This window comes from Vibrio sp. 10N.286.46.A8, assembly GCF_041470165.1.
Classification (GTDB): domain Bacteria; phylum Pseudomonadota; class Gammaproteobacteria; order Enterobacterales; family Vibrionaceae; genus Vibrio; species Vibrio tasmaniensis_A.
Genome location: NZ_JBFRLX010000069.1, coordinates 1 through 13,652, shown reverse-complemented (window position 1 = coordinate 13,652; position 13,652 = coordinate 1). Strand labels below are relative to the sequence as shown.

15 protein-coding genes are annotated in these 13,652 nt (G+C 46.1%); 5 read left to right on the top strand and 10 right to left on the bottom strand.

Going from position 1 to position 13,652, the window contains the following annotated elements; all coding sequences use genetic code 11:
* The first annotated feature begins 355 nt into the window (after positions 1–355).
* Entirely contained in the window at positions 356–2,686 is a 2,331-nt protein-coding gene (locus tag AB4232_RS08075) for a Tex family protein (RefSeq protein WP_372086882.1), read from the top strand.
* Positions 2,687–2,812: 126 nt separating this feature from the next.
* Here AB4232_RS08075 and AB4232_RS08070 read toward each other — a convergent pair whose 3' ends face one another.
* Together AB4232_RS08070 and bioH are read right to left on the bottom strand one after the other, a co-directional pair.
* Positions 2,813–3,286, bottom strand: a complete 474-nt coding sequence (locus AB4232_RS08070; RefSeq protein ID WP_009848010.1) for a hypothetical protein — start codon at positions 3,284–3,286, stop codon at positions 2,813–2,815.
* A 354-nt stretch (positions 3,287–3,640) separates the two neighbouring features.
* Positions 3,641–4,417, bottom strand: a complete 777-nt coding sequence (gene bioH / locus AB4232_RS08065; protein WP_009848011.1) for a pimeloyl-ACP methyl ester esterase BioH — start codon at positions 4,415–4,417, stop codon at positions 3,641–3,643.
* A gap of 93 nt (positions 4,418–4,510) precedes the next feature.
* Between bioH and AB4232_RS08060 the strand changes: the two genes are divergently transcribed.
* The 4 genes from AB4232_RS08060 to cysQ all read left to right on the top strand — a co-directional run bounded on the left by AB4232_RS08060 (position 4,511) and on the right by cysQ (position 7,679).
* On the top strand, positions 4,511–5,224 hold the full coding sequence (locus AB4232_RS08060) for a ComF family protein (protein WP_372086881.1): 714 nt from the start codon (positions 4,511–4,513) through the stop codon (positions 5,222–5,224).
* A gap of 109 nt (positions 5,225–5,333) precedes the next feature.
* Entirely contained in the window at positions 5,334–5,918 is a 585-nt protein-coding gene (nfuA, locus tag AB4232_RS08055; RefSeq protein ID WP_009848013.1) for a Fe-S biogenesis protein NfuA, read from the top strand.
* 345 nt (positions 5,919–6,263) lie between these two features.
* Complete coding sequence (gene nudE / locus AB4232_RS08050; RefSeq protein ID WP_372086880.1) at positions 6,264–6,815, top strand: ADP compounds hydrolase NudE; 552 nt, start codon at positions 6,264–6,266, stop codon at positions 6,813–6,815.
* A 36-nt stretch (positions 6,816–6,851) separates the two neighbouring features.
* Positions 6,852–7,679 (top strand): 3'(2'),5'-bisphosphate nucleotidase CysQ, encoded by an 828-nt coding sequence (gene cysQ / locus AB4232_RS08045; protein WP_009848015.1) that lies wholly within the window; start codon positions 6,852–6,854, stop codon positions 7,677–7,679.
* Positions 7,680–7,831: 152 nt separating this feature from the next.
* Here cysQ and AB4232_RS08040 read toward each other — a convergent pair whose 3' ends face one another.
* The 8 genes from AB4232_RS08040 to gspG all read right to left on the bottom strand — a co-directional run.
* Entirely contained in the window at positions 7,832–8,611 is a 780-nt protein-coding gene (locus AB4232_RS08040; protein WP_372086879.1) for a type II secretion system protein N, read from the bottom strand.
* A 7-nt stretch (positions 8,612–8,618) separates the two neighbouring features.
* Positions 8,619–9,101 (bottom strand): type II secretion system protein M, encoded by a 483-nt coding sequence (locus AB4232_RS08035; protein WP_372086878.1) that lies wholly within the window; start codon positions 9,099–9,101, stop codon positions 8,619–8,621.
* A gap of 19 nt (positions 9,102–9,120) precedes the next feature.
* Positions 9,121–10,368 (bottom strand): type II secretion system protein GspL, encoded by a 1,248-nt coding sequence (gspL, locus tag AB4232_RS08030; protein WP_372086877.1) that lies wholly within the window; start codon positions 10,366–10,368, stop codon positions 9,121–9,123.
* On the bottom strand, positions 10,337–11,386 hold the full coding sequence (gene gspK / locus AB4232_RS08025; RefSeq protein ID WP_012603008.1) for a type II secretion system minor pseudopilin GspK: 1,050 nt from the start codon (positions 11,384–11,386) through the stop codon (positions 10,337–10,339). The genes gspL and gspK overlap by 32 nt, the downstream gene beginning before the upstream one ends.
* Positions 11,370–12,173, bottom strand: a complete 804-nt coding sequence (gene gspJ / locus AB4232_RS08020) for a type II secretion system minor pseudopilin GspJ (RefSeq protein WP_372086876.1) — start codon at positions 12,171–12,173, stop codon at positions 11,370–11,372. The genes gspK and gspJ overlap by 17 nt, the downstream gene beginning before the upstream one ends.
* Entirely contained in the window at positions 12,160–12,555 is a 396-nt protein-coding gene (gene gspI / locus AB4232_RS08015) for a type II secretion system minor pseudopilin GspI (protein ID WP_372086875.1), read from the bottom strand. Before gspI ends, gspJ begins: the two co-directional genes overlap by 14 nt.
* The gene (gspH, locus tag AB4232_RS08010; RefSeq protein WP_017099561.1) at positions 12,542–13,135 is read right to left on the bottom strand and encodes a type II secretion system minor pseudopilin GspH; all 594 of its coding nucleotides are present in this window, start codon (positions 13,133–13,135) and stop codon (positions 12,542–12,544) included. Before gspH ends, gspI begins: the two co-directional genes overlap by 14 nt.
* Before the next feature lie 100 nt (positions 13,136–13,235).
* Positions 13,236–13,652: type II secretion system major pseudopilin GspG (gene gspG / locus AB4232_RS08005; protein WP_372086874.1), on the bottom strand; the 417-nt coding region annotated here is incomplete at its 5' end.

The following is a 13,652-nucleotide window of genomic DNA, read 5'->3' as shown; positions in this document are numbered from 1 at the left end:
TCATCCTGAAGATACCTAGTCCGTTAGGCTTTTTCCTGTTCCTGCCAACTCCCTGTCGACAAGTTAAATATTACGGTATTTGGGCAAGTTTCCTAGACAGTCCCAAAAAACATTTCAGGTGAGAAATACGCCCACAATCACACAAACAAATAAAATCAGTAACTTAGATTTATTTTAAGACGATTTCATCGATTTAAAGTGACTTAGTCGCACACCACGTGTGAGAGATCTCGCACAAAGTGGGTATCAGAAACGGAAATTGGACTTCTGACAGGATAATTACACAGTCAAAGCTAGAAAAAGCGTACGCTCACCCCCATGTATTTGTCATGATATTAAATAAGAGATTCATCGGATGAGCCAAGCTATCTGTCGACTGATCGCTGAAGAACTGAATGTTCGTTCAGAGCAAGTCATCGCCGCAGTAAACCTAATTGACGACGGTAACACCGTTCCCTTTATTGCCCGCTACCGTAAAGAAGTCACGGGTGGCTTAGACGATACCCAACTACGTAACCTTGATAGCCGCCTTTCATACCTTCGCGAGCTAGACGATCGTCGCCAAACGATCCTAAAATCGATTCAAGACCAAGGCAAACTCACGCCAGAACTGGAGCGTGATATCACTCAAGCCGACAGTAAGACGCGCCTAGAAGATCTATACCTGCCATACAAACCAAAGCGTCGTACCAAAGGTCAAATCGCAATCGAAGCAGGCTTAGAACCACTTGCCGATACACTTTGGAATGAACCACAGCACGATCCTGAAACCGAAGCCGCTAACTTCATCAGCAGCGATAAAGGTATTGCTGATACTAAAGTCGCACTCGATGGGGCACGTGCAATCGTGATGGAGCGTATTGCAGAAGACGCAAACCTACTTGAAAAGATTCGCCAACATCTAACTCGTAACTCTGAGCTCGTTTCACGTGTCGTGGCAGGCAAAGAACAAGCTGGCGAGAAGTTCAAAGACTACTTCGAACATAACGAAACGCTAAACAAAGTACCTTCACACCGTGCGTTAGCCATGTTGCGAGGCCGAAATGAAGGCTTCTTAACGTTGGCAATGAATGCTGACCCTGAACAAGAAGAAGGTGTACGTGGTTCTTACTGCGAGAACATCATCTCTGATCACTACGGTATTACCCTGAGCAGCGCTCCTGCGGATGCATGGCGTAAGCAAGTGATTAGCTGGGCATGGCGCATCAAGGTTTCTATGCACATGGAAACTGAGCTTATGGGCGCTATGAAAGAACGCGGCGAGATCGAAGCGATTGAGGTATTCGCAACCAACCTTAAAGACTTGTTGATGGCGGCGCCTGCTGGCCCTCGTGCAACGTTGGGCTTGGATCCGGGTTTACGTACTGGTTCGAAAATCGCCGTGGTGGATTCAACCGGTAAGGTTCTAGCAACAGAAACCATTTACCCTCACCCACCACAGAAGCAATACGACAAATCTGCACACGTGGTTGAGCAGATGGTTCGCCAGTTCAATGTTGATTTGATTGCGATTGGTAATGGTACCGCTTCACGCGAAACAGACAGCTTTGTTGCTGATGTGATTAAGCGTGGCAACCTAACAGCACAGAAAATCATTGTTAGCGAAGCGGGCGCATCGGTTTATTCTGCTTCTGAGCTAGCGGCAAAAGAGTTCCCGAACATGGATGTCTCGATTCGTGGTGCGGTGTCTATTGCGCGTCGTCTACAAGATCCACTGGCAGAGCTTGTGAAGATTGACCCTAAATCGATCGGTGTGGGCCAATACCAACACGATGTGAGCCAAACCATGCTTGCTAAGCGCCTAGACGCGATTGTCGAAGACTGTGTAAACGCCGTTGGTGTTGATGTGAATACCGCTTCTGCCGCGCTTCTGACTCGTGTCGCTGGTCTTTCTAGCACCATCGCTCAAAACATCGTCGACTTCCGTGATGAGAATGGTCGTTTCGAAGCGCGTACTACCTTGAAAAAAGTCGCTCGTTTAGGACCAAAAGCCTTTGAACAGTGTGCTGGCTTCCTACGTATCATGGATGGTAAGAACCCGCTAGACGCATCATCGGTTCACCCAGAAGCTTACCCATTGGTGAAAACCATCGCCGAGAAAAACCACAAAGACATCAAGTCTCTGGTAGGTAACACAGACTTCTTACGTGGCTTACATGCGGTTGATTACACTAATGAGAATTTTGGTGTACCGACAGTAACCGACATCATCAAAGAGCTGGATAAACCGGGTCGAGATCCTCGTCCTGAGTTCAAGACTGCGACGTTCGCCGATGGCGTAAATAGCATGTCTGACTTGGAACCTGGCATGATCTTAGAAGGTGTGGTTTCAAACGTGGCAAACTTTGGTGCGTTCGTAGATATTGGTGTTCACCAAGACGGCTTGGTACACATTTCAGCGCTGACCGATCGCTTTGTCGCTGACCCACGTGAAGTGGTGAAAGCGGGTGATATCGTGAAAGTGAAGGTGATGGAAGTGGATGTTCAGCGTAAACGTATTGCACTAAGCATGCGCATGAAAGATGAACCTGGACAAGATAACCGCGCACAACGTTCAAGTGCACCTCGTACGCAAAGCCGACCAAATCAAAACTCACAAGGTGGACAACGCCGTCGTGAGGAGCCGCAACAAAACGCTGCGATGGGCGGTGCTTTCGCAGCTGCCTTCGCTAAAGCGAAAAAGTAATCCGTTAGCTCGTCTGCAAAACGGATGTGCTTAAAACAGAAAACCTGCATCCCTTAGGGTATGCAGGTTTTTTTATTATGTGTTCAAAAAAGACATCGAAGCTTGGTTGGGTCATAAGTTTTCGACTTACAACACGACTAGCATCTCTGATGGAGCATGAGGCGCAACGGCATGACCATAATGATATTTTATGACCTTACGTCGTTTCTCCATCTGTCCCTCCTGAATCGCCGCATCTAAAACATGCTTTGGCAGGCGGAAACGCATGGTATAGCCCTTTCCTTGATCAGCACTGTATGTTCTCAGAGCCAATAAGCTGAACAGCCTGTCAAAAGGATCTTGTGGCTTTTCATGGCTAACCGAATTGGCCTCTGACTCGTTCTCCATTTCATAACCTGGATGGTCTGAAGGATCCCAAGCCGACTGCTGCCTTCGTTTATCGTCTGATTTTACCTTACGCTCTGCATTGGTTCTCGCCAATGCTACTGCGGGAGCAACAGGTTCTCGGACTCTATTATCACGCGCAACTTGCTCTGTTTGCACATTAACGGACGGGGCGATTAGTGGCACACTTACTGCAGTTGCAGGTGACACAATCATCGCGAACTCTCCTCAAGAATCGCCCATCACTGTTGCCATAACACTGTCGTACTGAGTCAGCACAACAGGCATAGCCCAACTTACCGCAATCAACTCATGAGAGAGTTAGGTCTGAGTATCATGCAATGCCTTGGTGTTATACCAATCGTAGTAAATAACTGCTCATCCTAGCTTGTTAAAATGCTCGATAACGGCGTTAGAACTTTTGACTGTAGAATAACTACTTATCAAAACTACTTGTCAAAAAAAAAGCAGCCTTGTTTTCAAGCCTTTTTCCTACACTATTTTTGAACACTTACTTACTGTGATTGGTATTAGGTTATATATCGACCAATCCGGCAATAAATTTAGTGATTATTTTTGCGCGAAGCTAACTAGTTCACTGCAAAAGGCATCGGCTTCTGTCATAAACGGCGCATGTGAAGACTGCGTGAATATATATTGCTCGGTATGAGGTAGCGCTCTACCCAGATCTTTTGCTACCTTGATTGGCACCAATCCATCCAGTCGCCCGTATAAACGCAGCATAGGCACTGAAATCTCCGGCAGTTGTTCACGCAAGTCAACATCAGACAGCATCTTTAAGCCGGCCAATAAAGAATCAGGATTCGGAAGCGGACGAGACAGTACCGCTTGCTTGAGTTGTTTTACATCTTGCCTTGCAGAAGGGCTGCCCATGGCTTGCAGTGCCATAAAGCGTTCGATAGTGGTTTGGAAATCTTCAACCAGCTGTTCGGTAAATGCGCTTAATACGTTTGGCTGAATGCCTCGCCATAACACGGGTTCTTTTGCAGCGGCGAATTTAGGAGAACTGGCAACAGTCACCAATTTGCTTACGTAATCTGAGTGATGCAAAGCCATGTGTGTTGCGACCAAGCCACCCAGTGACCAACCGACCCAAATAGCCTGCTTTGGAGCTTCGGCCAACAGTTGCTGAGCTATCTCTTCAAGATCTTGAGCGTGGCAATGAGAACTGTGTCCATACCCAGGAAGGTCAACAACATGCACTCGAAAATCAGCTTCTAACGCATCAACGGTTTGTTGCCATACCGCACCGTTCATTCCCCAGCCGTGAACCAACACTAAATCAGGCCCTTGCCCAGAAACATGCCAATATAACGTGTCACTCATTCTCGATATTCCCTACTTTTTCCATCAGCGATAATCCGCGCTTTTCAGTATTGTGAGTAAAAGGAACACCATAACCCAAAAGCATCACGAGCTATGTTATCTGATTGGCTACAAAAACACACACCACGTCTGGTCACACCTCAATGCCACCTGTGTAAGCTAGATAAGTCGCACAGCGATACTCACCCTAGATGGTGTAATTCTTGTCTCAAACTCTTTGATCCAGTTCCTCGCTGCCAACGATGTGGTTTAAAAACGCTGCTCACAGTAGAGCAGTGCGGGCAATGTTTATCACAGCCTCCACCTTGGCATCGTCTCTATTGTGTTGGGGACTACACCTTTCCAACAGCACGTTACATTCAGCAAATGAAGTACGCCGATAAGTTTTGGTTTGCACGCGATCTGTCAAAGCTATTGGCTTCACGTATCGAACATCCTGCTTCGATGCTCACCAGTGTTCCTCTGCATTGGCGTCGATACATTCACCGTGGCTTTAATCAAAGTCAGCTGCTCGCTAATTACACAGCTCAAGAACTTGGCGTTAAAGATGAGGTGCTGTTCCGTCGAATTCGCTCAACAGCTTCTCAGCAAGGGCTAACTAAATCCGCACGATTGCACAATCTAAAGAGTGCTTTTACGCTTCGAAAACAAGACTTTCAAGGAAACATCCCCTCTCACGTCGCGATAATTGATGATGTTGTAACCACCGGCAGTACTGTGTATCAATTATGCCAATTACTACTTGAAGTAGGTGTGAAAAGGATTGATATTTACTGCATCTGCCGCACTCCTGAGCCCTCTGGATAGAAGCTGTGAATCGCTACTTGTACAGCAATCCAACAAAAAAGGGCTGAATTACAAGTCTGACAGGAGTAGAATGGCGCTAATAACCTACAAATCTACTCAGGTATTCGTCGTGTCAAATATTACTATTACAGAAACAGCTCAAACTCACTTTGCCAATCTGCTGTCACAGCAGCCTGAAGGTACAAACATTCGTGTGTTCGTGGTAAACCCAGGCACACAAAACGCTGAGTGTGGTGTTTCTTACTGCCCAACAGATGCTATCGAAGCGTCTGATACAAAACTGTCTTTCGAAGCATTCTCTGCATACGTAGATGAGTTAAGCCTGCCATTCCTAGACGAAGCTGAGATTGACTTCGTGACTGACAAAATGGGCTCTCAACTAACACTTAAAGCACCAAACGCTAAAATGCGTAAAGTATCAGACGACGCAACTCTGATAGAGCGTGTTGAGTATGCAATCCAAACCCAAGTGAACCCACAGCTTGCTGGCCACGGTGGTCACGTTAGCCTAGTAGAGATCACTGAAGAAGGTGCTGCTATCGTTGCATTCGGCGGTGGTTGTAACGGTTGTTCTATGGTTGATGTAACGCTAAAAGAAGGCATCGAGAAAGAACTTCTTCAACAATTCGAAGGTGAATTGACAGCCGTTCGTGATGCAACTGAACACGATCGTGGTGAGCACTCTTACTACTAATCATGTTTACTACTAGGCACTTTACAACTAAGTGCTCCTACAACTAAGCACTCATACAGTCTTAGCCAGTAGATAGTTAAAGATTCAATGAAAAGGTTGATGCGCAAGCATCAACCTTTTTTTGTGTTTAAAACAGCGAAAGCACTCCTGAACCGTATATTTCCCGTTCAATACCAATAATGGTGAGGCGTTACCATTTGCAGTAAGGTATTCAAGTGATCGCAATCGGTTCCTGATCCAATAATTCTAGGATATGAAAGCTGGGATCTAGGAACTCACCGTCATTTCCCCTATATTAGAATGACTTTATAAGAAAGAATTCCAATGAGTTAAGGAGTGAGCGCAATGACAAAAAGGACCAAACCAGAAATTTTGGCTCAGCAAACTGTCGCTCAATCAAAACTGTTCTCTATCGAGTCTCTCAATTTACGCTTTTCAAACGGTGAAGAGCGCACTTACGAACGTATGAAGCCCAGCGGCCGAAACGCAGTCATGATGGTTCCGATTACTGAACAAGGCGATATTCTGTTAGTACGTGAATACGCTGCGGGTACAGAGCGCTATGAACTCGGCTTCCCAAAAGGTCTAATTGATCCAGGCGAACAACCAAATGAAGCCGCCGTTCGTGAACTAAAAGAAGAGATTGGCTTTGGTGCCAACAAGCTGACTCCTCTAAAAGAAGTGATCCTTGCACCCTCTTATTTCTCTAGCAAGATGACGCTGTTTATCGCAGAAGAGCTCTACCCAGAGAAACTAGAAGGTGATGAACCAGAGCCACTAGACATTGTGCGCTGGCCACTTGCTCAAGCCGAAGAACTGTTAACGCATCTCGACTTCTGTGAGGCTCGCAGTATTACCGCCCTACTATTAGCCCTTCGCGTATTAAACAATAATTAAAACAGTCAGAATCACTCGAAGAGTAAGAGAATATTTATGCCAATAACAAAAGATTTGTCTCACCTGCTGCCCTCTGTCATTGAGATTGCTCGCTCTGCTGGGCAACTGATCTTAGAGATCTACGAGAAAAAAGATTACGAAGAGTTTACCAAGAGTGATGATACGCCCGTCACTAGTGCTGATCTCGCCGCTCATAAACTGATCTCGAAAAAACTTAGCGAACTGACACCTGATATTCCGGTGTTATCGGAAGAAGCCGCTGATATCAGCCTAGAGCAACGTTCTCAATGGGATCGCTACTGGTTGGTTGACCCGCTGGACGGTACACAGGAGTTCATCGCACGAAGTGGCGATTTCGCGACAATTATTGCCCTAATCGAACACAACAAGCCAGTAATGGGCGTGGTATACGCACCGGTTTCAGGTGTGAGTTATTACGCTTACAGTGGTAAAGGTGCATGGAAAATTCCAGACCTTAATGACAGCGTTAAAATCAAAACGCATCGTCACGAGCTGCCAAACCAATCGATCGCGATGGCAATCAGCCGTCGCCAAGACATCAATCGAATCACTAACCGTATGAGCTCTGCTTGGAACTACGACTTAGTTCCTCTTGGCTCTGCTGCGCTTAAGGCATGTTTAGTCGCAGAAGGAGCTGTCGATTGTTATCTACGTATTGGACCAACCGGAGAGTGGGATACCGCGGCAACCCAGTGCATTGTTGAAGAAGCTGGCGGACGAATCTTAAGTACCCAGTTAGAGCCGCTTTCGTACAATGAAAGAGAGACGCTTGAGAACCCGAACTTCATTGTACTTGGTGATGCTGACTTACCGTGGGCAGAAATCTTACAAGGCAAAGACTAAACTCGACGGCTTTGATCGCGGTTAAGCAGTTAAGCAGTTAAGCAGTTAAGCAGTTAAGCATTCAAACAAAATGGGCACCTCATTGAGGTGCCCATTTTCTATATCTCGTTATTTGATAACCAGCGGATGCTAGTTCAGAAGTAGATACCGGATTAAAAACGACCTTGGTAGGTAAACTGGTACTTACTCTGGCTATCAGGATTGCCCAACCACTTAAGCTGACTCTGCATCGCAGGTGGAAATTCAGCGCCCGGCTTAAACCATGCAGCCGAGGTGTAGCTTTGATTTGGCGTTACGCTCGCAGAAAACTCACTATCAACTTGAGCACTCTTCTGATTACCTTTCGCTGAAACAGTGCTGTTTTCACAACTGATGTCAGCAATCACAGGGCCAAAATCTAACGAGCCAACCGGAGAATCAACCGCAGCGCCCGACCAAGCAAGCGTACCTTCACCCGATTGACACCAAGGTTGAGCATGAACCGCATGTTTGATAGTCAGTTCAACTTGTCCTGCAATAGACACTGGCACTGGGGTAGCAGGCGCATATTTCATCACGTTGCTAGCTGGCATTGATGCCACTAAGTTTTCCGCGTAAGCACCACTCATGCTATACCCGATAAGCCCTTTACCAGATAAGTTCATGTCGCTGTTACGTCCAAAGCGAACCGCAAGTTCTACTTTGGCTTGGAATAGTTTAGAGAACTGGAAGTCCCACTGCACTGAGCCGTAATTGACACGCTGCCACGCAATATTGTTAGCGCGACCTTGCCAAACCGTACCCTCAACACCTTCAATACTTAAACCACGTACAACGGGCGCATGTTTGAGAACAAAAGAAGCCGGCAAGTGCAGCAACAAACTTACCGAGAAAAAAACGATAAAGATGCTGCTAAATAACAAACCATACTTAAAAGATAAACCGCGTTTCACATTAACCTCATTTAAACTGTAGTCGGTTGACGTCAATAACCCCAAGGCTATCAGAGCGATCAATATCCGTAAACTCAACCTCAACACCCTGCTTTTCTTTCAGGTATGTCAGCCAATCAACAAATTGATTAAATGGCAAAGGTTTAATCCACACTTGCAGCATCTCGCCACGTGGTTGCACTCGTATCAATTCAATCTTGAAGCGACGCATAGATGCGGGCACGGATTGATTCAGAGGCTGACTAGCACTAATGCCACCATTGCCTCTTAGTTCAACCACCTCATTGGCTTTATTGGTAACCCAAGCCAGTAGTTGCTTTTCACTTTGAATGCGACTCTGTGCCAGTTCAGCTCGCTGACTGAGGGGCTGTATTAGCCCCCAATAAATGATACCTACTACCAATAAAATTGAGCAACCAACGACTAATCGTTGCTCTCTTTGACTTATTGAAGTCCACCACGCTTGGAGTGGCTCAATTATATTTCTCATCACTGATCTCCTTGCGCAGTTACTGACGGGGCTTAAGGGTAAAACTACCAAATACGGCATCGCCATTACGGTTCAATGGCCCTTGTTCAACGGAAAACTTCTCTTCAAGTTTCACTTTAGCCGTCTCAAAATGTTGAAAATCAGCGCTTTTAGCTTGTAATCGAACTTCAGAGCGATTGCCATCATAGCGAATGCTTTCGACTTCGATCGATTTCACTTGTCCTAACGTTTCTGGCAGCAATGCTAACCAACCAAGTAAGGAGTCACCATCGCCTGAGCCACCGTATTTCTTAGCTTCGTCATTCATCTGACGCTTAAGGTAGCTTACTGTCGGAATTCGTTGTTTACCTGGCAGAACGGCTCTAAAGATACGCTCACTCTCCATGCGATAGGCTTGTGCTTGTGCTTCGTATTGCTGCACCTTCAACACTTGTTGAGTCACAATCACGGCCACCAGCAAGCAAGCAGCGATCGCCACCTTCTGCCATACACGCCAATATTTACTGAAAGAAGATTTGGTTTTAAAGGTGCCCGTCAGTAAATTTACGCCGCTTGTGATCGCTTGTTGGCTCAATAAGGACATCACCAATTCCGCAGGCTTAGCTTGCCACTCCACTCCACTTTGCTGCTGAACGTCGCCGCTCGGCATTGAGGTGTAACTGAAGATCGTCGCAGGCTTTTCTTCGTCATCAACGACAACCCAATCACTTTGCAAAAACATCGCTAACCATGCTTCGCTGATTGATACGGCTTGATAGTTACCTTGACGTTGAGAGTGACCTTGACGCAATAACCAATGTTGGTCGATCTGCAACGCACTGATGCCTTGTTCTTCAACAGGCACGGCTAGTGTATCTGGCAGCACCTTACGGAAAATAATATTGGCTTTGCGAAACTGGTCTAAAGCTTGTTTTAACCATTCGCGATCTACACCACACACAGTAGCGTGCGTTGCATCTTTATCTAAAATGGTTAGATGTAAGTCTTCTATATCTTGTGCCACTTCGTCTTCTAACAAAAATGGCAGCATAGAGTCGAACTGGCGAGCAGCACCTTTCGGAATTTCAACACGCTTAATTAAGCACTCATTTCCCGGCAATAAAGCGATACAGCTACGCTTTTCAGCGTAAGGCGTTAACTCATCAAGCTGATCCCAGCTAGACAGCTCACCACTTGCTATCACTTCTTGTTGGCTTGTCGACCAAACCAACCACTGCACTGGGCTTTGTGGCTCGCTACTCAGTCGAACGGTCAGAAACTCGCTCACGGATTCCTCCAAAACGACGGCGTACTACCGTCACTGTTTCTCTATTACTACTATAGAAAAGCGTTCGTATACGTACACGAGACTGCTCAACTAATACCTCTGCATCTAGCTCAAAATAGGCGCTATCTACAGTTAAATATGCTTTCGCTTGTTTGCTGATTTCAGCACTCACACCAACAATAGCAGGCTCAGCCATAAACGCATCCACCGAATCCCAGCCATCAAATGGGCGCTTGTCTATCAGCTGTTTGGCGTCCGATTCACTTAGACCGGGTGCAAACATTGCTTCCAGTAAAGATGCCTGCTTTTCGGAGATGGTATTCACGTTTAATCGGAAATCATCAGTGGGCAAAGCACAAATAAATGGATGTACCTTTTCCATTGCCTCACCAGAGACCTGATAAACGGCTCGCAGCTCCGATTCATCCGCTATTAAGCCATTCGCCGCCAAATAAGCTGGCTTCATCGCCTCATAAGTGCTGTCTTCTACACCCGTAGAAGAGGTGGCTCGAGTATCAGAGTCCAGAAATTCCCAACTTGAATTTGCGATAACCTCAGCCTGATAAGGCTCCACATCTTGGTTTTCCAGTAAGGTTTGCCAAACCTTCACTAAATAAGGGGTTTGGTTACTTGATGTCGTCGTAATCCCAGCGAGCGCATTAAGATTGAAACAAGCCTGCGCATCAACGATACGCCCTTTAACTTGGCCATAATCCAATGGGTATACCTGCTCTTCTAACGCCCATGGCTGGCTTAAGTTCACCGTATCACTATCTTTATAACTTTGCCTAATACCGTCTTGGACAAGCGCTTCTACACCAATGCTATACCAGTAAGCCTGTTGGTAATTCAGTTGATTGCCAACGCGCTTGAATTGCGTAAACAGACGCTCCGACATACTGCCAGCTATGGTTGCCATGATCGCCAAAAGCATCAGAATAATGATCAGCGCGACACCACGCTGTTTACGCCCCACAGCAGACCTTGTCAGTGCTGGCTTATTAGTTTGATGAATCATTATTCCCCTCATTACTGCCTGAAGAGTCACTGTTTGAAGAATCATCGACCTGATCTAAGGCGCCACTTGGTGTGAGATAAACACGTTCTATCTCACCGTAATCTTTCAGTGTCAGCTTAAGTCTCACCGCTTTAGGCAGTGATTTATCGGTTTGCCACTCTTTGCCCCAGCGGCTTCCGTCATAAAACTCGAACTCCAGGTTCTCAACATCATCAAGCAGAGGAGTAATCACACCTTGTTGGCCGGCAGGTGTATCGGGGTAACGCCACCATACACGCTCAAGCGTTTCCTCTTTTGTGCGGTAGCCTACTTTGGTGACTTCTCCGCGAGGGAACTGCTGCTGTGGGTTGTGCCAACCAAGGCGAGTAAACATAATGCCAACACTGTCGGAATCCAGTAAATACTCTTTCATTAGGATCAGCTTAGATGATGCTTCTTCACCATTGGTACGAAATTGTCGTACCGCCATCTGGCGAAAATCATTATCTAAAATGACTAAACTGCGTTGCAGTTGATTTAAACGAGCACTGCGCTCAATAGAGAGTTCGTTGCTTCGTTGGACCTGATTTACCACCTGATAAGCCGCCATGCTTAACGTGGAAAAGATGGCAATCGAAACCAAAACTTCGATTAAAGTAAAGCCTCTCCCTTTTGAAGATATACCTCGTTTACGCGGCGTATGCTTATTTGCCGACATGCTTTTACTTAGCGACTTGCTCTTAGCTAACGACACGATTCTACTTAACCACACGCTCTTAGTTGACCACACGCTTTTAATTGACCACATAGCTGCGCACCGTGACCACTGGAGAAGCTTTCTTACTGGTTGCTGCACTCACATCAAACGCCTTTAATAAATTATCGCTGGTATCGATGGGAGTCACCTTCCAGAACCACTCTCTTCCCGCTAACTCTTGCGTGCCCTGCGCTTTTTTAAGCTTCTCAGGATGCAGCATGACTAAGGCCATCTGGTTATCAACAACCATCGCCGCGAAGGTTTTTTCTTCTAGATAACTGAGGGTATTAATGTGTTGGGTGACAGCACGAATCACACTGATCGCCGCCGTAGCAAAGATAGCAAGCGCAACTAATACTTCAAGCAGAGTCATGCCTCGAGAACCAAGAGGCATACCACGAGAACGATAAGAAGAACGGTTATTCCTCTTCATCTTCTTCTCCCGGCTCTAGCAGTCGAATCACACCATTATCCAACACGCGAATACGCCAACCATCTTGTATGGTGTCTCCGGTATTTGGATAAAACGACAATACAAATGGCGTCATTTCAGCACTCGACAAGATGTATATCTGAGGTGGCTTGGGCTTTTTTTCCTCTTCAAGATCCGCAAACATATCTTCATCAAACAAGCTTCCGGGATTGAACAAACGATCATCGTCTTCCCATGCGCCACCACCTAAAGTCAGTGACAACGCGAGTTCTTCCGGTAATTCAGTTGAAGAGGGGATTTTTTCAAATTCGACTTCTTGCCAACCTTCTGACTTAAGCGCCATCAGAACGTAAGTCGATTTCTTTTCATCGACACGAACGCCAAAATCCAAGCCACTCAAAATAGCCTCTTCATTAAGCAATTGAACTCGTTGATAAAAGCTTTGAGCGTATTTTTTAGCAACATCTTTGCTATTGGTCGGAATAGTCGCGATCACCGCGACCGCCGTTACTGACAGTAATACCAACACCAAAAGAATCTCAATCAAGGTGAAACCTGGCTGTGTTTGCTGAGTTTTCACCTTGTAGACTCCATCTGTTTACGTCCAACCATCAATAACGTATCAACTAACACGAACTGTTCAACCAACAGGAACTTATCAAGCGACAATAAACCGAAGCTTATTGGAAATCTTGCATGTTCCAGTTACCGATATCCGCAGCGATACCTTCACCACCTTCTTGGCCATCAGCACCAAGCGTAAAGATATCGATAGTACCGTTATCACCTGGGCTTAAATATTGGTACTCATTGCCCCATGGGTCGTTAGGCAGACGCTTAATGTAGCCACCGTCACGGTAGTTACGAGGCTCTGGACTGCTTGGCTTAGAAACCAATCCATCAAGGCCTTGATCCGTTGTTGGGTAAACACTGTTATCCAGTTTGTACATATCTAGCGCGTTCTCTAGCGCCACGATATCCGTGATGGCTTTCTGTTGATCCGCCTTCTCTTTGTTACCCAAAAGGTTAGGAACAACAAAGCTAGCTAAAACACCAAGAATAACCACAACAACCATCACTTCCAATAGAGTAAAGCC